At 70.6% G+C, this 18,816-nt stretch carries 15 protein-coding genes and 1 riboswitch; of the genes, 4 read left to right on the top strand and 11 right to left on the bottom strand.

Features of this window, described 5'->3' with window-relative positions:
* The first annotated feature begins 64 nt into the window (after window positions 1–64).
* The gene (locus tag KBX21_RS10540) at window positions 65–1,372 is read left to right on the top strand and encodes an acyltransferase (protein WP_210841789.1); all 1,308 of its coding nucleotides are present in this window, start codon (window positions 65–67) and stop codon (window positions 1,370–1,372) included.
* Window positions 1,373–1,375: 3 nt separating this feature from the next.
* Here the strand turns inward: KBX21_RS10540 and KBX21_RS10535 are convergent, their stop codons facing one another.
* Entirely contained in the window at window positions 1,376–3,391 is a 2,016-nt protein-coding gene (locus KBX21_RS10535) for a hypothetical protein (RefSeq protein ID WP_210841788.1), read from the bottom strand.
* A gap of 137 nt (window positions 3,392–3,528) precedes the next feature.
* Between KBX21_RS10535 and KBX21_RS10530 the strand changes: the two genes are divergently transcribed.
* Both KBX21_RS10530 and KBX21_RS10525 read left to right on the top strand, forming a co-directional pair.
* The gene (locus KBX21_RS10530) at window positions 3,529–4,284 is read left to right on the top strand and encodes a class I SAM-dependent methyltransferase (protein ID WP_374225715.1); all 756 of its coding nucleotides are present in this window, start codon (window positions 3,529–3,531) and stop codon (window positions 4,282–4,284) included.
* Window positions 4,281–5,018, top strand: a complete 738-nt coding sequence (locus KBX21_RS10525) for a bifunctional 2-polyprenyl-6-hydroxyphenol methylase/3-demethylubiquinol 3-O-methyltransferase UbiG (RefSeq protein WP_210841787.1) — start codon at window positions 4,281–4,283, stop codon at window positions 5,016–5,018. The genes KBX21_RS10530 and KBX21_RS10525 overlap by 4 nt, the downstream gene beginning before the upstream one ends.
* Here the strand turns inward: KBX21_RS10525 and KBX21_RS10520 are convergent.
* Both KBX21_RS10520 and ligD read right to left on the bottom strand, forming a co-directional pair.
* Window positions 4,981–5,208: a DUF397 domain-containing protein gene (locus KBX21_RS10520; protein ID WP_082206369.1), complete on the bottom strand. Its 228-nt coding sequence runs from the start codon at window positions 5,206–5,208 to the stop codon at window positions 4,981–4,983. The two genes, KBX21_RS10525 and KBX21_RS10520, sit on opposite strands and share 38 nt — an antisense overlap.
* 222 nt (window positions 5,209–5,430) lie before the next feature.
* A complete protein-coding gene (ligD, locus tag KBX21_RS10515) occupies window positions 5,431–6,351 on the bottom strand; it encodes a non-homologous end-joining DNA ligase (protein WP_210841786.1) in 921 nt (306 codons plus the stop codon).
* Between the two features lie 374 nt (window positions 6,352–6,725).
* Between ligD and KBX21_RS10510 the strand changes: the two genes are divergently transcribed.
* The gene (locus KBX21_RS10510; RefSeq protein WP_210841785.1) at window positions 6,726–8,306 is read left to right on the top strand and encodes a PQQ-binding-like beta-propeller repeat protein; all 1,581 of its coding nucleotides are present in this window, start codon (window positions 6,726–6,728) and stop codon (window positions 8,304–8,306) included.
* 312 nt (window positions 8,307–8,618) lie between these two features.
* Here KBX21_RS10510 and KBX21_RS10505 read toward each other — a convergent pair whose 3' ends face one another.
* The 8 genes from KBX21_RS10505 to KBX21_RS10470 form a co-directional block, all read right to left on the bottom strand.
* Window positions 8,619–9,563 carry an electron transfer flavoprotein subunit alpha/FixB family protein gene (locus KBX21_RS10505; RefSeq protein WP_017546010.1) on the bottom strand — a complete coding sequence of 315 codons (945 nt, stop codon included), beginning with the start codon at window positions 9,561–9,563 and terminating at the stop codon, window positions 8,619–8,621.
* Window positions 9,564–9,596: 33 nt separating this feature from the next.
* Window positions 9,597–10,376, bottom strand: a complete 780-nt coding sequence (locus KBX21_RS10500) for an electron transfer flavoprotein subunit beta/FixA family protein (RefSeq protein WP_210841784.1) — start codon at window positions 10,374–10,376, stop codon at window positions 9,597–9,599.
* Between the two features lie 408 nt (window positions 10,377–10,784).
* Complete coding sequence (locus KBX21_RS10495; RefSeq protein WP_247665526.1) at window positions 10,785–13,253, bottom strand: protein kinase; 2,469 nt, start codon at window positions 13,251–13,253, stop codon at window positions 10,785–10,787.
* Between the two features lie 439 nt (window positions 13,254–13,692).
* Window positions 13,693–14,493: an enoyl-CoA hydratase-related protein gene (locus KBX21_RS10490; protein WP_199776535.1), complete on the bottom strand. Its 801-nt coding sequence runs from the start codon at window positions 14,491–14,493 to the stop codon at window positions 13,693–13,695.
* Between the two features lie 47 nt (window positions 14,494–14,540).
* The gene (locus KBX21_RS10485; protein WP_210841783.1) at window positions 14,541–15,305 is read right to left on the bottom strand and encodes an energy-coupling factor transporter transmembrane protein EcfT; all 765 of its coding nucleotides are present in this window, start codon (window positions 15,303–15,305) and stop codon (window positions 14,541–14,543) included.
* A 23-nt stretch (window positions 15,306–15,328) separates the two neighbouring features.
* Window positions 15,329–16,873: an ABC transporter ATP-binding protein gene (locus KBX21_RS10480; protein WP_210841782.1), complete on the bottom strand. Its 1,545-nt coding sequence runs from the start codon at window positions 16,871–16,873 to the stop codon at window positions 15,329–15,331.
* Between the two features lie 3 nt (window positions 16,874–16,876).
* A complete protein-coding gene (locus KBX21_RS10475; RefSeq protein WP_049570754.1) occupies window positions 16,877–17,518 on the bottom strand; it encodes an ECF transporter S component in 642 nt (213 codons plus the stop codon).
* 83 nt (window positions 17,519–17,601) lie between these two features.
* Window positions 17,602–17,709: riboswitch (TPP riboswitch) on the bottom strand.
* Window positions 17,710–17,901: 192 nt separating this feature from the next.
* Entirely contained in the window at window positions 17,902–18,789 is an 888-nt protein-coding gene (locus tag KBX21_RS10470) for a glycoside hydrolase family 19 protein (RefSeq protein WP_210841781.1), read from the bottom strand.
* Between the last annotated feature and the right edge of the window lie 27 nt (window positions 18,790–18,816).

The raw sequence follows: 18,816 nt of genomic DNA, 5'->3' as shown, positions 1-18,816 counted from the left end.
TCTGAATTTTTATAACACGTTCTAGTAGAACGCGTTTCGGCTCCCTCCCGTTCTGGAAGGCCCCATGGCGCCCACTTCCTCCGCGCCCGAGGACCCCACCTCCGGCAACGCCCGAACCACCACTGCGGACCCCGCGCTCCTGCTGCCGCAGGTGAGTGGTCGGCACCACGCGCTCGACGGGGTTCGCGGGCTGGCCTGCCTCATGGTCCTGGTGGTCCACGTGTCCACGGAGACCGGGGACGCCCTGGCCCCCGGGCCGGTGGGGGCGCTCCTCAGCGCCTCGGCCCTGGCGGTGCCGCTGTTCTTCGCCCTGTCCGGGGTGCTCCTCTACCGCCCCTGGGCCCGGGCCGCGCTGGACGGCACGCGGGGGCCGAACACCCGCGCCTACCTGTGGCGACGCGTCATGCGCGTCTTCCCCGCCTACTGGGTGGTGGCGGCGGTGGCCCTCGCCCTGTACGCGGGAGAGCACCTGGGCTCGGTACGGCACTGGGTCGAGGTGCTCACGCTGACCTTCCCCTTCAACACCAGCCCCCACTGGGCCGGGCCGGGGCCCGAGGGGCTCGGCCAGATGTGGAGCCTGTCGGTCGAGGTGGCCTTCTACCTCACGCTCCCGCTCTTCGCGGTCTTCCTCGGCCTGTGGGCCAGGGGCGGCACGACCGTGGACGCGCGCGGCCGCAGGCTCATCGGCGGTCTGGTCGTCATCACGGTGCTGTCGTACCTGGCCCTGGTCCCGCAGTACTTCCCGGAGCCGCGCGAGCTGATGCACTCCTGGCTGCCGCGCTGCATGGGGATGTTCGCGGTCGGGATGGCGCTGGCCACCCTCTCGGAGTGGGCCTGGCGGGAGAGCGGCCCCGACGGCCCGGTGCGCCGGTTCTGCCGGACCGTCGGCATGTCGCCGGGACTGTGCTGGGCGGTCGCCGCCGCGTTCTACGTGCTGGAGTCCACGCCCGCAGCCGGGGGGCGGTTCTTCGAACCCGGCAACCTGTGGGTGTCAGTGATCGAGTCGACCACCAGCATCGGCTTCGCCTTCTTCGTCGTCGCCCCGGTCGCCCTGGCCCCGCCCGCCCCCGAGGGGCCGCGTCGGCGTCTGCGCTCGCTCTCCACCTGGACCGGGGGTGCCTGGCTCGACGGCCTGATGCGCCACCCCGTCATGGTGTTCTTCGCGCCGATCAGCTACGGGGTGTTCCTGTGGCAGTTCGTCGTGCTGTACCTGTGGCGCGACTTCACGGGGCAGGAGATCTTCACCGGGTCGTTCTGGCTGGACATCATCCCGGTGCTGATCGGCAGCGTGCTGATGGGCAAGCTCACCTACCACCTGGTCGAGGAACCCAGCCGACGCTGGTCACGACTGTTCTTCACCGGGAGGAACTGAGGCTCAGCCCCGGTCGTCCTCGGTCTCGACCGCCTCGGCTCCCTCCTCGGCCTCCGCGTCCTCCTCCGCCACCTGGCTGGCCGGGAACAGCTGGCCGAGTGAGGCCCAGGTGACGCACGTCCGCCCGGCGTCGGTGAACAGCGTGAACGTGGTGTCCCGCTCGCTCACCGGCACGTACCAGAACCCGCCGTCGGGGGCGGCGGGCAGCTCGGTCTCCACCTCCTCCTCACCCACGACCACCACCAGGTCGGCGTCCTCCTCCGACGTGTAGCCGATGGTGGCCACCTGCTCGATGCCGCCGACCTCCCACACGCTCCAGGACATCAGGCCGTCCCAGCTCGCCATGCACTCCTCGTCCTCCGAGGGGCGGAACGCGTTGGCGCGCGCGGTCGGCGCGGCCTCCACCAGGTGCCCCTCTTCGTCGAAGACGCGGGCGCTGTCGGACTCCTCCGGCGCGTACATCCGCCCGGCCACCTCGCGGTCCGCCAGCGGGGACAGCACGTAGGAGCTGAGCCTGCGCGGTCCGTTCCACTCCAGGACGATGTCGTCGGGGACGGCCCGGCTGTACAGGCCCGCTCCCCTGGGCACGTCCTCCAGGGAGGCCCGCACGTTGGCCAGGTACTCGCGCTGGCGGTCCCCGCTCAGCGTCCCGGCGTAGGTGTACGTGGAGTACGAGGCCGAACCCGCGTAGACGAGCGTGACCGCGACGGCCGCCACCCACACGCTCCGTGAGGGCCGCAGCAGCTGGATCGGGCGGCGCCGCCCGGGTTCCACCCACTCACGGGCGCGCTCCTCCTTGGTGGCGAGGAAGGCCAGGGCCAGCACCAGGGCGAACACCAGTGCCGCGTCCGCGACGTAGCGGGGATCGGAACCCACCTCGCCGTAGACGCCGCCGCGTGCGACGGCCGTGGGCACGGCGTCCACGAACACCAGGTACCCCACCAGGATCGCCCAGGCCCGCCAGGAGGTGCGCCGCACCCACAGGCTCACGAGCACGATCACCGCGAGGACGGCCCACGCGCCGACCAGCACCGGGCCGAGCGGGTCCACCAGCCCGCCCGCCGGGGTGACCGGACCCCACTCGAAGGGGCCGCCCAGGGCGCCGGTCGGGAACACCTCCCCCAGCATCCGCCGCACCAGCTGCGCCACCACCTCGGACTCGGGCACCGAGGCGCCCTCACCACTGGTGGAGGCCCGCTGCCGGGCCAGGTACAGGACGAGGTAGCCGACGCTGATCCCCGCCATCGCCAGCCAGTGCCCGCGGTGGCGCCGGAAGGCCTGGCGCACCGCCTCCACCAGGTGGCCCGGGTACAGGAAGGCCACCGCCACCACGAACACCAGCGAGGGCAGGAAGAGCGCCTTGACCGAGAACAGCATCCCGAACGCCACCGCGCCCACGGCCCACCAGGAGAACAGGATGTTGCCGGTGCGCAGGTAGCGGACCGTCCACAGCAGGGCCAGCACGATCGCCAGCTGGAAGGGCACCGCGTTGAGCGCCGCCGACCACCAGCCCAGCACCGGGACCGTCAGCGGCGCCAGCGCGTACACCGTCAGCGGGACGAGCAGCGCCCACCTGCGGCCGAAGAGCTCCCACAGCAGGCGGAGGAAGGCCAGGACCGCCACCGCCTGCACGACCAGCATGGTGCCCGCCGCCGACGCCCAGTGAAACGGCCCGAAGGCCGTCTGCACGTACACCAGGAACAGGGCCCCCGGCATGAAGTGGCCCTTGTGCAGCTCCAGCAGGTACTCGGGCGACAGGTCCTGGGCGTGCGCGGCGGCGAAGAACAGGAAGTCGTCCTCCACGAAGTACGACTCGCTGAGGACGTACACCTTCAGGACCAGCGCCGCCAGCACGATCAGCGACCCGACCTGGAGGATCCGGTCACGCGGGAGGCCCCGCAACCCCGCCAGGCTCTCGCCCAGCACGTCGCCGTAGGTGGGGTCCTCCTCCGGCTGCTCCGCCTCCCTGCGTACGCTGGGGGCCGCCCCGCCGCGCTCCGTGGGGGAATCAGGCGCCATGGGTACTCTCCCCGCCGTAGGTTGGCCAACCCGGAAAATGGGTGCCAGAATACAACACGTTCCACTTTCTTCCCTGACCGTTGTCGCAGGTCCCGATGGGCCGCGAACCCAGAACAGGAACAAGCTCCAGTTCCTGGGTGGTCACCAGTGCCGTGGAGGTGATGCCGGTGGGGCTCGAACAGGTCCGCCGAGACTGGACCCGGCTGGGTTCCACCGAGCCGCTGTGGGCGGTCTGCGTCGATCCCGACAAGCGCGGCGGCGGGTGGGACGACGACGAGTTCCTCGCCTCCGGCCGCGCCGAGATCGACCCGGCGGTCAGCCGCCTCGACGAACTGGGGCTGGCGCCCGAACGCGGTCGCGTCCTCGACTTCGGCTGCGGTGCCGGTCGGCTCTCCAACGCCCTGGCGGCGCACTTCCGACGAGTCGTCGGCGTGGACATCTCCGCGCCCATGCTCGACGAGGCACGCCGCCTGGACCGCTCCGGGGGACGGATCGAGTTCGTGCTGAACGAGCGGCCCGACCTCTCCCGGTTCGAGGACGACTCCTTCGACCTCGTCTACACCGACCTCGTCCTCCAGCACCTGCCCACAGACCTGGCCGAGGGCTACCTCCGGGAGTTCGCCCGCGTGGTCCGGCCCGGCGGGGCCCTGGTCGTCGGCGTGCCCGAATCCGAGCGGCGCACCTTCAAGGGCCTGGTGTTCCGGTACGTGCCCTGGCCACTCGTGGCCCTGGCCCAACGGGTGGTGCTGCGCTACCCGGCGCCCATGAGGATGCACACCCTGAGCACCGAGCGGATCCGCGAACTCCTGCCCCATCGGATCGCCGCATCCGACGAGTACTGGGGCGGGGACCACTGGCGCCACCTGCGCCACTACATCGAGGTCGGGGCATGACCTCCACCCCGTTCCGCGCCACCCTGGCCCGCTCCGTCCGCCTGTTCTCCGCCTTCCGCAAGGAGCAGAGCGACCCGGCGTTCTTCTACGGGATGCTGGCCCGGGACACCGTCGACCAGCTCCGCTCCTACACGCCCCTGGACGACAGGCTGGTCGTCGACGTGGGCGGCGGTCCGGGCTACTTCGCCGACGCGCTGCGCGCCGAGGGCGCCCGCTGCCTCTGCGTGGACTCGGACGCGCACGAGATGACCCTGCACGGACGCGACGCCGACGCCAACGCCGTGCAGGGCAGCGCGCTCGACCTGCCGCTGCGCACGGGCACCGTGGACGTGTGCTTCTCCTCCAACGTCCTGGAGCACGTGCCGGACCGGACCCGGATGGCCGACGAGATGGTGCGGGTGACCCGGCCCGGCGGGCTGGTGTACCTGTCGTACACACTCTGGCTGTCGCCCTGGGGCGGGCACGAGACCTCGCCCTGGCACTACCTGGGCGGTTCGTACGCGGCCGAGCGGTTCACGCGCCGGAACGGACGACGCCCCAAGAACGACTTCGGGCGCACCATGTACGCGGCCCACGCCAAGGAGATGATCCGTTGGGTGCGGGGCCGCCCCGACGTGGACGTCGTGGACCTGCGGCCGCGCTACCTGCCCACGTGGATCAAACCGATCGTCCACGTGCCGCTGCTGCGGGAGGTCGTCACCTGGAACCTCCTGATCGTCCTGCGCAAACGCTGAGGCCCGGTCTTCCCAACGCGCCGAGCAGGGCGGCCCACTCCGCGTGGGGGAAGGCCAGGATCCCGAGGCCCGGGTTCCGCGTGTCACGGACAACAGCACGGGCACGCAGGTCGGCGACCTCGACGCACTCCTTCGCGGTGGTGCTGTAGGAGGACTTGCGGAAGGTGGACTCGTCGACAGCAAGGCGCATGTCAGGGCCTTTCGGGGGGGCGGGCAGGACTTACGCGCACTCCTGCCCATGATCACGCTCCGGAATCAGAGGCGAACGTCCTGAATGCCTGACCAGCTCGACGCATCTCGCCACAGAAGCCATATCGCAGTTCAGACCCTATAAAGCCGCCAGAAACCCGCCCTCAACATCCTTTACCGAGAGTGACGACCCCACGGCCGCAGGCACCCGGATGGGGCCCGTCTATCCCCGGCTCTGGCCGGTTCGGGGGCTGGGCACCGCGCGCCCCTCGTCCCGGTCCAGCTGCGCGAGCGCCCGGCGCGGCGACCTCGCGTGCCTGCGCATGCCGGAGAACGGGCACTCCTCGCGTTCCATGCCGATCGTGAAGTCCCTCGACGTGCTGAGCTGGTCCAGCTCCTCCCAGGTCACCGGGGTGGCCACCGGAGCTCCCGGGCGGGGGCGGACCGAGTAGGGCACCACCGCGAGCTGCCCGGTCCCGTTGCGCAGGTAGTCCACGAACATCCGACCGTGCCGGGCGGCCTTGCGCACCCGGGTGGTCCACTCGTCGGGCGCCCGCGCCGCCACCCTGTCGGCGACCGCCTTGGCGAGTCTGCGCACCTCCATGTCCTCCACCTCGGGCCGCAGCGGCGAGTGGACGTGCAGACCCCGGGAACCGGTGGTCATCACGTAGGAGGCCAGGCCGAGTTCGGACAGCACCTCGCGCACGTTCCACGCGGCGTCACGGCAGGAGTCGAAGGCCTCCTCCCCGTCCTCCACGGGGTCGAGGTCGATCACCATCCGGTCGGGCACCCCCAGCCGGGGCGTGCGTGAGGACCACGAGTGGAGGGTGATGGCGTCCTGGTCCGCGCACCAGACGAGGGTGGCCGCCTCGTGGCACTCCATCATCCGCCCGGTGGCGGTCCAGAGCGTGCGGACCCACTGGGGGTGGGCCGGGTGCTGCACGAGGAATCCCGGCGACTCGATCCCGTCGACGTACCGCTCCAGCGCCACGGGGCGCCCCTTGATGAGCGGCAGCATCAGCGGCGCGATCCGCGCGTAGTAGTCGGCCAGGTCCGCCTTGGTCGCCCCGTCGGGCCCGAAGAGCGACTTGTCGGAGTGGCGGACCTCCACCTTGCGCCGTCCCGCCCGCACCGTCGTCCGCATGAGCGAGCCTCCTCAGGTCGTCGTGCGCGGGACCTACCCGGACACTTCCTCCGAAAACCACACCAAACCTTTCATATACCGCAAACCACCTGGGATTTCGCACCGCCACGGCAGGGGGTATGACGACCCAGCGAACGCTTTGCGCCCACCGCGCGTCACATCAGACGTCCAGCCGCACTCAGCGCACCGCTCCCCCGAGGTGATCCCCCATTCCTCCCGAGACACCGAGTCCCCACGGGTCCCCTCCACCCCGTCCCTCCGCGGGGAACGGTGGCGGCAGAACCCAGACTCCACCACCACGCTGGCCCGTCCTTGTGTGGTGGGCCGTTCGGACGTCCATCCTGGTGGCCGTCCCATGGACGCTGTGGCCCCTCGTGCCACCTCTGATCACGGTGGTCGTCAGCGTTGCGCTGTGCTGGCTGGCCCTCGCACTCCTCGGCCCCTTCGAACGGCCACGTGGACGGCACCGGGTACCAGTACCGGCGATCCTGGCCTGGGACCTGGGCATGCTCGTCCTCGGTGCCCTCTGCGCAATGGCGCTCCTCCCCACCGTGCCCCACATAGTGGTGCTGTTCGCCTTCCTGATCGCCGTGCTGCTGCGCACCCACCTCTGGGAGCAGTGGATCAGACACAGGGACTCGAACCGGTCCGTGGTCGCCGGGTTCGTGGCTGCCACCTTCGCCCTGACCCTGCTCGTCCCCGCACTCGCGTACCTCCTTCCGGACGACCGCGTCCCCGACCTGCTCGCCTGCGCACAACTGCGTGCCACCAGCGGCGAGTCCGATCGTTGGACCGACGCCGATTCCGACCGCGCTGACCTGCCCGTCAGCGACCTGGCCAGCACGGCGAACTGGAGCACCGACGACCCTGGGCGAGTGATCGGGGGCCACGACCACACGGTGACCCTCATCGACCAGGAGGGGGTCGTGGTGCGCTCGGCCGATCAGGGGCTGGTTCTGTGGCACATCGACGCCAGACTCCCGAACTACTCGGAGACGATGGGCATCGCCAACCACGTGCACCAGGTGGGCGACACCGTCATGATCGAGTACTTCCGGGGCGGCAGGACAAACGCGCCCTCACAACTGATCGCCTACACGTCAGACACCGGCCGACTCGCCTGGTGCCGACAGGGGCCGCGGCAGGTCCTCACCGACCCCGTGCGGAGCGACCGGTTCGTGGCCCGGGTGGGCCTGCCCGAATCCGACTGGGGCCTGTTCGACGCCGGGGACGGTTCCCTCATCGCAGCGCTCACACTGGATGGCGCCCGCTGGGACTCAGCCGCCGACCAGCACACCGAGAACGACGCCTTCGGCGACGCTGAGATCCGAGCGCACCTCAGCGAGGATCGGGTGACCGTCTGGTCCCCCACGGACCTGGCTTCCTACGATGCCGTCAGCGGTGAACTCCTCACCGAGATCTCCGGGCTGGGCTCCCGCCCTGGGGAGGTCGTCCATGCGGGCGAGATCACCGTGGTCTCCTCCAGCCCGGACAGGGAGGACGCCCACACGATCGCCTACGACGCCGATGGCACCGAACTCTGGTCCTCCGATCCGCCCGAGGGACACGATCCGCGCGTGGAGTCCGGCTTCCGTCCGGAGCGGGCGTTGGTCGGGGGTTTCCTCGCACCGTGCCCGTCACACCTGTCGCACAGGGCGCTCGACGAACAGGTCCTGGTCGTCGAAAAGCAGGGTGACACCACCATGACGGCGGGAGTGCGCGCCCGAGACGGCGTGGTGACATGGGAGCGCAAGTTGGATGCCACGTTCGGCTGCACGAGGGGCCTGTCGTTGGCGGAGGGCGGTCTTGTGAGCGGCAACGGGCTTGTCGTGGGTCCGGACAGTACACAGAGCTGGTTCTATCCCGACGCCCACCACAGCGAGGTGGTCGTCACGGCCAACGGCATCGGCGTCTCCCAGGGCGACGGGCGTACCGTCTTCCACCCCCTCACCTGAGCGACCCCACGAAAAGAGCCGACGCCACCCATGCCGAACACTGGCAGGACAACGGCTACGAGATCACCGCCGACGAACGCCCCAACGATCTCATCGTCGTCGTCAGCGACACCGAAGACGACTTCGGACTCCACGTCCAGGTCAGCGTCCAGGGAGACCTGTCAATAACCGTCTCCTCGCCATGTTTCTGGCCCGAGGGCAGCCGCTGGACATGGGGCGACTGACCCGAAGCGCCCTCACACAACGAAAGCCGACGCCCGGCCGGAGTCTCCTCCGGCCGGGCGTCGGCTCGAATCAGCGAAGCGCTCGTAACTACTTGCGCTTGTTGATCTCCTCGGTCAGCTGCGGGGCGACCTTGTGCAGGTCACCCACGACACCGAAGTCGGCGAGCTCGAAGATCGGCGCCTCGGGGTCCTTGTTGACCGCGACGATGTTCTTCGAGGTCTGCATACCCGCCCGGTGCTGGATCGCGCCGGAGATGCCCAGGGCGACGTACAGATTCGGGCTGACCGTCTTACCGGTCTGGCCGACCTGGAACTGGTTCGGGTACCAGCCGGAGTCGACGACGGCGCGCGAGGCACCGACGGCGGCACCGAGGGAGTCGGCCAGGCTCTCGACGACGCTGAAGTCGTCCGAACCCACACCGCGACCACCGGAGACCACGATGGCGGCCTCGGCGAGCTCGGGGCGCGCACCCTTCTCCTGGACGACGCGCTCGACGACCTTGGCGGTCTTCGCGGCGTCGGAGATCTCGACCGTCACGGCCTCCTCGGCGGCGGCGCCGGCGGCGGCCTCCGGCACGACGGAGTTCGGGCGGACCGCGACGACCGGGACACCCGTGGTGACACGGGCGTGGGTGACGGTGGCGCCACCGAAGACGCTGTGCTCGGTGACGACCTCGGCGGTGACGTCGACGACGTCGGTGAGCACACCGGAGCCCAGCTTCACGGCGGTACGACCGGCGATCTCCTTGTTCTCGGCGGTGGCCGAGACGAGGATGGCGGCGGCGCCCTTCTCCTGCGCGAGCTTGGCGAGCAGCTCGGCCTTGGGCGCGACGACGTAGTCGTTCACCTCGGCCGGAGCCACGTAGACCTTCTCGGCGCCGAACTCGGCCAGCGCGGCCCGACCCGACTCCGCACCTTCGCCGACCCACACCGCGGCGGGCTCGCCGATGCGGCGCGCAGCGGTCAGCAGCTCGGTGGTGACCTTCTTGACCTGTCCGTCGACGTGGTCGACGAGGACGAGGACCTCAGCCATAATCCTTGAACCTTCCTGAGTCTCTCGCCTGACCTACACGAACTTCTTCTCGGCGAGGAAGTCGGCGGCCTTGGTGCCGCCGTCGCCCTCGTCCTTGACGATCGTGCCCGCGGCGCGCGGCGGCGCGGCGGCGAAGTCGACGGTCTCGGTGGTGGCGTTGGCCAGACCGACCCTGCCGGTGTCGATGCCCGCGTCGGCCGCGGACTTCTTGTCGACCGGCTTCTTCTTCGCCTGCATGATCAGCTTGAAGGACGGGTAGCGCGGCTCGTTGATCTTCTCCACGACGGAGACGACCGCCGGAAGCTGAGCCTCGACGACGTCGTAGCCGTAGTCGGTCTGACGCTGGATCCTGATGGCGCCGCCGTCGATGTCGACCTTGCCGGCCAGCGTGAGCTGGGGCAGGCCGAGGTACTCGGCGAGCGCGGCACCGACGACGCCGGTTCGGGCGTCGGTGGACTCCGAGCCGAGCACGACGAGGTCGAACTCAAGGGTGCCCAGGGCCTGCGCGAGCGCGTAGGCGGTCTGGATCGAGTCGGAGCCGTGCAGCGCGTCGTCGTTGACGAAGACGGCCTTGTCGGCACCCATGGACAGGGCCTTGCGGATCGAGTCCGTGGCCTGGTCCGGGCCCATCGTCAGGATGGTGACCTCGCCACCGTGCTTCTCCTTGAGGAGGAGCGCCTCTTCGATGGCGTACTCGCAGAGCTCGTTGATGACGCCGTCGGACGCTGCGCGGTCCAGCGTCTTGTCATCGGCGTTGAGCTTCCGTTCGGTCGCCGTGTCCGGGACCTGCTTGACCAAAACGACAATATTCATGGCCGGTGGCCGACCTCCCTGCACTCCCATATCCGCCGTCAGGCGGGTGGGCGCTGGCGCGCCCCGTTACTGCCAACAATGCCGAATGCCGTTCGGTCATCCGACGGCGGGTCCGGTGTACACGTCTACATCCGACCCGCCCGTGTGCTCATACCAGTGATGTTACTCGCTAGTAGCTTGAAGGCCAACCCGCGCCCCCACGTTCAACTTAGGAAACCCTAACCAGAACCCGTCCGGCAACCGTCGCCGGGCCCGCCGGACGGCGTTCACCAGTGCCGACCGGGCGGGACGCGGAGTCCCCACACCCACCTTAGTGACCGGTTCCACGCCGTTGGCGGGCACACCGCCGCCGAACGACGGACGCTCCCCCTCCCAGCGGGAGAAGGAGCGTCCTCAGTGGCTCTTCGTCTAGCCGAACCAGTCGGAGGGGCCGCTGAGCGGGCCCGTGGTCCAGATCGGCGCCGAGGTCAGCCCGATGGACAGGATCAGCATGGTGAGCAGCAGGATGGCCACCACCACTCCCACGTACACGTAGAGGTTGCTGAACCTCGCCCGCTCCACCAGCCAGACCGCCTGGTGACGAGCCTCACGCCCGCTGGGCATCAGGTAGCTCAGCAGGATCATCACGAACACCGCGAAGGCACCGGTGTAGTTGGCGCCCTCCCCCGGTGCGTCCATGATCCTCGCGTAGACCATCCCGACGAGGATGCCGCCCAGCAGGTAGATCAGGCCGAACCCGACCGTGCGCAACGCCATGCGGCCGAACGCCCACGGGAAGCTGAGCGCCACCACCATGCTGTCGGAGTTGCGCGGCCCGCGCGTCTGGAGTCGCCGCGCGTGCTCGGACTTGACCACGTCCAACGCGCCCAGACCGGCGATCACCACGATGCCCAGGATGATGCCGACCCACGGGAACCACAGGGCCACACCTGCCAGCGAGACCATGATCGGGACGAGCACCAGCGGGTGCATCCGCCAGTACTCGTCGTAGTACTCGTCGTCCTCGTGCTCGTCGTACTCGTCCCCGTGGCCGTCGCCCCGGAAGTAGTCGCCGAACTTGTCACCGCGACCGCGCCGGAACCGTCCGAGCAGGCCACCGCGCTCCTCGAACTCCTCCTCGTCGAACTCCTGGGTGCTGTTGGCCCGGCCCTGCTGGCCGACCGGCGTCAGGATGTCCTGGAAGGCGTTGGGGTCCAGCGGGGAGTTGAAGAACTGGGTCTGGGGAGCCGCGTCCGGCTGGGCCTGCTGACGGGCGATCTCCGCCTGGCCCATCATCATGGTCCCGGCGGGGTCGTCCCTGCGCGCCAGTTCTCCGGGCTCGAAGCGCTGGGTGCCGTGCGCGTCGTCCCTGCGTGCCAGCTCGCCCGGCTCGAAGCGCTGGGTGCCGTGCGCGTCGTCCCTGCGTGCCAGCTCGCCCGGCTCGAAGCGCTGGGTGCCGTGCATGTCGCCCTGACCGGGCTGCATGCGCTCCGTGCCCTGCGGGTCGTCGAGGTCGTGCGAGGACCCCGGGGTGATCCGATCGGTGCCGGGCAGGTTGGACAGGTCGTCGGTGGCCTCGTCCGGCTGGCCCCAGCCCGTGGCGGCCGCACGCCGGCCGCCGAGGTCGTCCGTGGCCTCCGCGTCCGAGCCCCAGCCCGTGGAGCGCGCGGCGTTGAGGTCGTTGGTGGCCTCGTCGTCGGTGTTCCAGCCCGAACCCGTGTTCGCGGGCCGACCGCCGCTGAGGTCGTCCGTGGCGTCGTCGTTCCACCCGCCGGACCGTGCGTGGCTGGTCTGCGGCGCGGAGGGGTTGGCCCACGCGCCGGCGGTGTTGGCGGGGTTCGCGCCCCGGGTGTGCGCGGGGCCCCAGCCGTCGGTGGCCCGGCCCGCGAGGTATCCGGCGGCGCCGCCGAGCGCCGCTCCCGCGGCACCGGCCGCGGCCGCACCTCCAAAGCCCGAACCGCCTCCGTGGCCGCCCGAGGCGGCCGGGTTCTGCGTCGGGGTGGGGGCGTGCATGGTGTGGCTGCCGGTCTGCCCGGTGGGCGGCATGCCTCCGCCCGGCTCGGTCCAGGGCAGGTCGAGGTTGAGGCGACCCGTCTCGACCATCAGCTCGGCGGCGGTGGGGCGGGCCGACATGTCGCGCGAGACCGCGCGGTTGACGAGCGGGCGCAGCGCCTCGTGCATCCCGTCCATGTCGATCTCGCCGTTGAGGATGCGGAAGAAGATGACCTCGAACGAACCGGCACCGTAGGGCGGGCGGCCGGTCGAGGCGAAGGCGACGGTGCCGCCCCAGGCGTGCACGTCGGTGGCGGGCCCCAGGTCCGTACCCTCGATGACCTCGGGTGACAGGTAGCTGGGCGTACCGACGAACGTGCCGGTCTGGGTCAGCTTGGCGCCGTCCACGGCGTGCGCGATGCCGAAGTCGATGACGATCGGCTCGCCGTTGGAGATGATCACGTTGCCGGGCTTGAGGTCACGGTGGATCACGTCCACCGCGTGGATGTCCTTGATCGCCCGGGCCATGCCGGTGATGAAACGGGTCAGAGCGCGGCCGCGCAGGGGGCCGTGGTCGGTGACGGTGGCGTCCAGGGTGGGCCCGGGGATGTACTCGGTGACCACCCAGGGCAGCTCGGCCTGCGTGTCCGCGTCGATGACCTCGGCCACGTTGGGGCTCTGCACGCGGCGCATCGTCTCGACCTCGCGGGCGAGCCGGGCGCGTGCGATGTGGTCACCGGCGACCTCGGGCTTGAGGACCTTCACCGCGACGAACTGGTCGGTCCGGGGATCCTCGGCCTGGTACACCACACCCATTCCGCCAGCGCCGATGCGGCGGCGGATGACGTAGTGGCCGATGCGCTCCGGCAGCTCTTCACCCGTGGGGAAACCTGCCGACATTGCCATCGAGAACTCATCCCCTCAAAAGACCACATACCACCACGTCCAGCTTATCGGCCGGGGGGATGGGTCAACATTGGCTTGTGTGGCCCCTCCGAGGGGCCTGCGGTCTCATCGGTCCCGCCGGAGGGTGTGGGCGCCACACGCGCCACCGGGGACTCCGAGCGAACCGTCCGTCCTCGGACGACCATTGACGAGTATGACGGAAAAACCACGCGAGCGGTTCCCCGTCCCCCGTCCCGGCTGGCCGGTTCCGGACGTCTTCCCTGGGTCCCGTGTCGCCACTCGACGCGAACAAGGAGTCGGAGCGGCGGCGGAGTCCTACAGAACCTCGCACAGGTCCGAGGCGGGACACCGAGGTGGACGTCCCGACACTACCCGCCTCGGACCACGCGAACGCCCCAGCGACCGCCACGGCGGCCGGGGCCCGGTCACGACCGGGGGTTCAGCGGCCGACGAAGGTGGCCTTGCCCGGCCCCTGCTCGACGAAGCTCTTCATCCCGGCCTTCTGGTCCTCGGTGGAGAACAGGCCGGAGAAGTGCAGGCGCTCGATCTCCAGGCCGGTGTCCAGGTCGGTCTCCAGTCCCCGGTCGATCGACTCCTTGGCGGCGGCCAGGGCCACGGCGGGCCCGTCCACGTACTTGGCGACCAGGGCCACGGCGGCCGAGTAGACCTCCTCGTCGGGAACGACCTCGTCCACGAGACCGATCTCCCTGGCCTCGTCGGCTCGCACGTGGCGGCCGCTGAACACCAGGTCCTTCGCCCGGGACGGGCCGATCAGGCGCGGCAGGCGCTGGGTGCCGCCCGCGCCCGGGATGACGCCCAGCTGGATCTCGGGCTGGCCGAGCCTGGCCTTGGTGCCCGCAACCCGGAAGTCGGCGCACAGCGCCAGCTCACAGCCGCCGCCCAGCGCGTAGCCGCTGATCGCCGCGACCACGGGCTTGGGGATGCGGGCCACCGCCGTCAGGGCGTTCTGGAGGGCCCGCGAGTACTCCAGCATGCGGGCGTGGGTGAGGTCGGCCATCTCCTTGATGTCGGCCCCGGCCACGAACGCCCGCTCACCGCCGTAGAGCACCACCGCGCGCACGGAGGGGTCGGCGGACACGGCGGCGGCCGCCTCCGCGATCTCCCGGGTGACCGTGCCGTTCAGCGCGTTCAGCGCCTTGGGACGGTCGATCCGGATGACGGCCACTCCGGGGTTCTCCGGGTCGGCCTCGACGCGCACGAACTCGCTCACGTTCTCCACCTGCTTCGCTTCGACGTCAGTGTCCGCTGCTTACCTAACCACCCGGGTCAGCGGAAGAGCAGCACCAGGGTCCCCAGGCGGGCCGACAGGATGTAGGCGGCGACCAGCAGCAGGGCGGTGCCCACCAGGAGGAGGGTGTCGGCCGCCCGCCAGTGGCTGTACCGCGCGTGCGTGCGGGATCCCGTGCCGAAGGCGCGCGCGTCCATCGCGGTGGCCAGCAGCATCCCGGTCCGGATGGATCGCACCAGTAGCGCGAAGAGCCGCCCGAAGAACAACGAGACGACCCGCAGCGGGTTGCGCCCGGCTTCCAGGCCCCGTGCCCGGCGGGCCAGTGTGATGGTCCGCCACTGGTCGGCGAGCAGCGGGATGAGCCGCAGCGCCGCGAGCACGCCCATGGCGGGGCGTTCCGGCACCCGGAGGCGCTGCACGAGGCCGTCGGACATCTCCGTGGGGTCGCTGCTGATCGCGGCGAGCAGGCCAGGCAGGGCGATGGCCAGCAGGCGCACCGCCGCGCCCACGGCTCCCTCCAGGCCGTGCTCGCCGTACAGGTAGTTGACCGCGCCGCTGCTGAGCCCCATGAGCAGGAACGGTCCGCCCAGGATCAGCAGTGTGCGCCGGTCCACTCCGCTGAACGGCACCGTGAGCAGCACCGCGAGCAGCACGACTCCGCCGGTGACGGCGTCCACCGCCGGGATCAGTCCGATCCCGATCGCCAGTGCGGCCAGGAGCTTGGCGGCCGGGTTCAGGCTGGTGAGCCAGTAGCGGGCGCCGCCGCCCTCGGGCACGTCCAGGGTGAGGGTGTCCCCTCCCATGGAGCGATGCGAGACCTGGGAACTCACACGTCCCCCTCTCGTGCCGTGGCAGCCGTCTCGACGGGCGCCGCGCGCCCGTCGGCCACCCGCACCTCCACGTCCGTCAGACGGCGCAGGAGGAGCTCGTCGTGGGTGGCCATGACCACGGCCCGCCCCTCGGCGCGCAGGACGCCGAGCAGCTCCACCAGCTCCGTCCAGGTCCGGGTGTCCTGGCCGAAGGTGGGTTCGTCCAGCACCAGCAGGTCCGGGGCGTGTGAGGGACCGGAGCTGAGCGCGGTCGCCACCGAGAGGCGCCGCTTCTCGCCGCCGGAGAGCGTGTAGGGGTGCACCTCGGCCAACCTGGTGAGCCGCAGCCGCTCCATCAGTTCGCCCACCCAGGCGTCGGTCTCGGCCTCTCCCATCCCGGCCCGCAGCGGCGCGAAGCGGAGTTCGTCGCGGACCGTGGCGGTGACGAACTGGTCCTCGGCGTGCTGGAAGACCGTGCCCACGTGGCGGGCCAGACGGCGTGCAGGCCAGCGAACCAGCGGACGCCGGTCCGACTCGGCCAGCGGACCGCGCGGCAGCACCTGTCCCCGGTGTGGGCGGGACAGCCCGGCCAGCATGGTCAGGAGCGTGGACTTGCCAGCCCCGTTGGGCCCGGTCAGCGCGGTCGCGGTCCCCGCGCGCACGGTGACGTTCACGTCGTCGAGCACCGTGCGCCGGGGCGCGGCGCGCACGCCCACCTGGAAGGGGGTGCGGGCGGTGACGTCCACGGTCTCCACCAGCAGTCCGCCGCCAGGTCCGGGCGTGAGTTCGGGGGCGGGCTCGTTGCCGGGGATCCACACGCCCTGTTCGGCCAGGGAACGACCGTGTTCGGCGAACACCCGTGCCGGGGTGCCGTCCGCGATCACTCCCCCGCCGGGTGCGACCACCACCACCCGGTCCACCAGGTCCACGACGTCGGCCACCCGGTGTTCGACCAGCACGAGGGTGGCCCGGGTCTCGCCGAGCAGGCGGGAGAGCAGGTCGCGGACCAGCGAGGCACCGGCCGGGTCGAGGTTGGCGGTGGGTTCGTCCAGGAGCAGCAGGCGCGGCCGCATGGCCAGCGCTCCGGCGATCACCAGACGCTGCTTCTCGCCGCCGGAGAGCGCGCCCGTGGAGTGCCGGAGGCCGTAGGGGAAGCCGACCTCCGCCAGGGAGCGCTCGACCCTCGGCCAGATGAGCCCGGGGTCCACCCCCAGGTTCTCCAGCCCGAAGGCGACGTCGTCCCCGGCGCGGGCCATCACGAGCTGGGTCTCGGGGTCCTGGCTCACCAGCCCAACGCCGCCCCGGCCACGGTCGGCGGGGACACCGTCCACCAGCAACGACCCCTCCTGCTCGCCGCTGATGGCGCCGTCCTCACCGGTGAGCCCGGCCAGGGAGTGCAGCAGGGTGGACTTGCCCGCGCCCGAGGCGCCGAGCAGCAGGACCCGCTCCCCCGGTTCGACGGTCAGGTCCACCCCGCGCAGGGCGTGGTCGTCGCGGCCCGCGTGCTTCCATCCCCAGCCGGAGAGTTCGACGCGCGCACCGCCTGTGTCGGGTCGGGTCACGGGTCAGCCCCTGGCCGAGGGGAAGGGGGCCAGCGCACCGGCCCGGGCCAGCGCCGTGGTGAGCAGTCGGGCGCCCACACCCGCGATGACCGCCGCACTGAGGACCACGATCACCCCGTAGGTGAGCTGGTACTCGATCGGCCAGGTGACGTTGTAGGCGATGTTGTCCCGGATGGCCGGGGAGAGCCCGGCGACGGCGGCTGCGAGCACGGCCACGCCCATGTTCCAGCGCCGGTAGGCGAAGGCGAGGAAGACCAGCTCGGGCAGCAGCCCCTGGAGGGCGCCGTCGAGGACGACCATGATCCCCCACTGGGTGCCCAGCACGGCCGAGACGGAGGCGGCCGCGATCGAGGTCAGCAGGGCCGCTCCGGGCTTGCGGATGATGAGGCCGCCGAGCACACCGGAGATCAGCCACATGCCGTAGACGACGGCCTGCCCGGGCGGGAAGGCGACGAACAGCGGTGTGGTGACCGACCAGACGATGTTCCACAGCCAGAAGACGACGCCGACCGCGACGCCGATCACGGCGGCCACGACGATGTCGACGGTGCGCCAGCTCCGGAACTTCGCCAGGACCTCCTGGACGGTGCCCGTGGGCCGGGCGGCGGTTCCGGGACCGGTCTCACGGTCGCTTTCGGTACTCATGGTGGTTGATGTCCCTTCGTCGGGGTGACGAGGGCCCATGTGGCCAAGAGCGCCAGCCGGGCGCGCGCACGCGCACGCCGCGATGGCGGTTTCCTATGACTTCCTTCGCTGGCATGACCCAGATCAGGTGTGTAAGGGTCTGCGGCCGGGTGCCGCACTCTCAGCGCTCACGCGCTCCCCTGTCGGATTGCCTCCATTATGGTGCAAACGTGACGATTGGTGAAGACCTTCCCACCTGTGGGACGCGAACGCACCGGCCCCGGAGGGGTCTCGGAGGGGCTCGGACCGGCTTCGGGAACGCCGGAGCGGGGGCGCGCCCGACGGTGGTCGCCGGTCGCACCCCCGCTCGGAGTGCCGTCACGGGTGCCTGACGCACCCGGGGGTCAGCAGCTCAGGTTCGACCCCGTCGTGGTGCCGAGGATCTGGGTGAAGTGCGTGAACGTGTTGATGCGGCTCTGCACCTGTCCCGGGTTGCCGCCGTTGCACTCGATCGAGCCGTTGATGGAGCGGATCGACTCGCCGAAGCCGTGACCGCCGACGATGGCGGTGTGCCCCGACATCGTTCCGGCGCCGGGCTGGGTGTTCCAGAACCAGAGTCCGGTCCGCCAGGCGATCGCGGCGTCCTGCTCGACCAGGTAGGGGTTGTTCAGAAGGTCGATGCCGAGGGCGTCACCAGCGGCCTTGTAGTTGTAGTTCCAGCTCAGCTGGATCGGGCCCTTGCCGTAGTAGGCGGACTGTCCGGCCGGGCAGCCGAAGGGCTGGCCCCAGTCGCAGTAGTGCGGGTAGTTCGCCTCGTTGGTCTCCTTGATGTGCACCAGTCCACCGGTCTCGTGGCTGACGTTGGCGAGGAACGCGGCCGCCTCCCGTCGCTGCACCTCGACACTGCCCGTGTTGGTGAAGCCCGGGTACGAGCTCAGGGCGGCGGTGAGGCCGGCGTAGGTGTAGAAGGAGTTCCGGTTCGGGAACATCTGGTTGAACTGGGCCTCGCTGACCACGAAGTCACTGGGGCCCGGCTGCTCCCCGCCTCCGTCGGTGCCGCACGCGCCCTGGTCGGACCAGACGTCCGAGGTGCCGGGACGTTCGTTCTGCGTCCACCACTTGGCGGTGTAGTTGCGGCCTTCGAAGGAGACCTGGCCGCCGCCGGTGTAGACGGCGGAGGAGCTCCAGGCGGTCGCGCAGGTGGCGGCCTGCGCGACCGTGGCGGGGAGGGTAACGAGCACAGCCGCGATCGCGCCCAGCGCGGCGAGCTGACTCAGGAGACGTCGGATCACGTGATCACACTCCTAGGGTGCGGCGCT

The organism is Nocardiopsis sp. B62 (genome assembly GCF_018070675.1).
Classification (GTDB): Bacteria; Actinomycetota; Actinomycetes; order Streptosporangiales; family Streptosporangiaceae; genus Nocardiopsis; species Nocardiopsis prasina.
Note: the sequence above shows the minus strand (reverse complement) of the source record. Positions and strands in the feature narration are given on the sequence as shown.

Excerpts from the sequence above, each read along its gene's own strand:
- KBX21_RS10505 (WP_017546010.1), bottom strand. The coding sequence starts at position 9,563 with ATGGCTGAGGTCCTCGTCCTCGTCGACCACGTCGACGGACAGGTCAAG.
- KBX21_RS10475 (WP_049570754.1), bottom strand. The coding sequence starts at position 17,518 with ATGAGTACCGAAAGCGACCGTGAGACCGGTCCCGGAACCGCCGCCCGG.
- KBX21_RS10485 (WP_210841783.1), bottom strand. The coding sequence starts at position 15,305 with ATGGGAGGGGACACCCTCACCCTGGACGTGCCCGAGGGCGGCGGCGCC.
- KBX21_RS10500 (WP_210841784.1), bottom strand. The coding sequence starts at position 10,376 with ATGAATATTGTCGTTTTGGTCAAGCAGGTCCCGGACACGGCGACCGAA.
- KBX21_RS10525 (WP_210841787.1), top strand. The coding sequence starts at position 4,281 with ATGACCTCCACCCCGTTCCGCGCCACCCTGGCCCGCTCCGTCCGCCTG.
- KBX21_RS10495 (WP_247665526.1), bottom strand. The coding sequence starts at position 13,253 with ATGGCAATGTCGGCAGGTTTCCCCACGGGTGAAGAGCTGCCGGAGCGC.
- KBX21_RS10540 (WP_210841789.1), top strand. The coding sequence starts at position 65 with ATGGCGCCCACTTCCTCCGCGCCCGAGGACCCCACCTCCGGCAACGCC.
- KBX21_RS10520 (WP_082206369.1), bottom strand. The coding sequence starts at position 5,208 with ATGCGCCTTGCTGTCGACGAGTCCACCTTCCGCAAGTCCTCCTACAGC.
- KBX21_RS10535 (WP_210841788.1), bottom strand. The coding sequence starts at position 3,391 with ATGGCGCCTGATTCCCCCACGGAGCGCGGCGGGGCGGCCCCCAGCGTA.
- ligD (WP_210841786.1), bottom strand. The coding sequence starts at position 6,351 with ATGCGGACGACGGTGCGGGCGGGACGGCGCAAGGTGGAGGTCCGCCAC.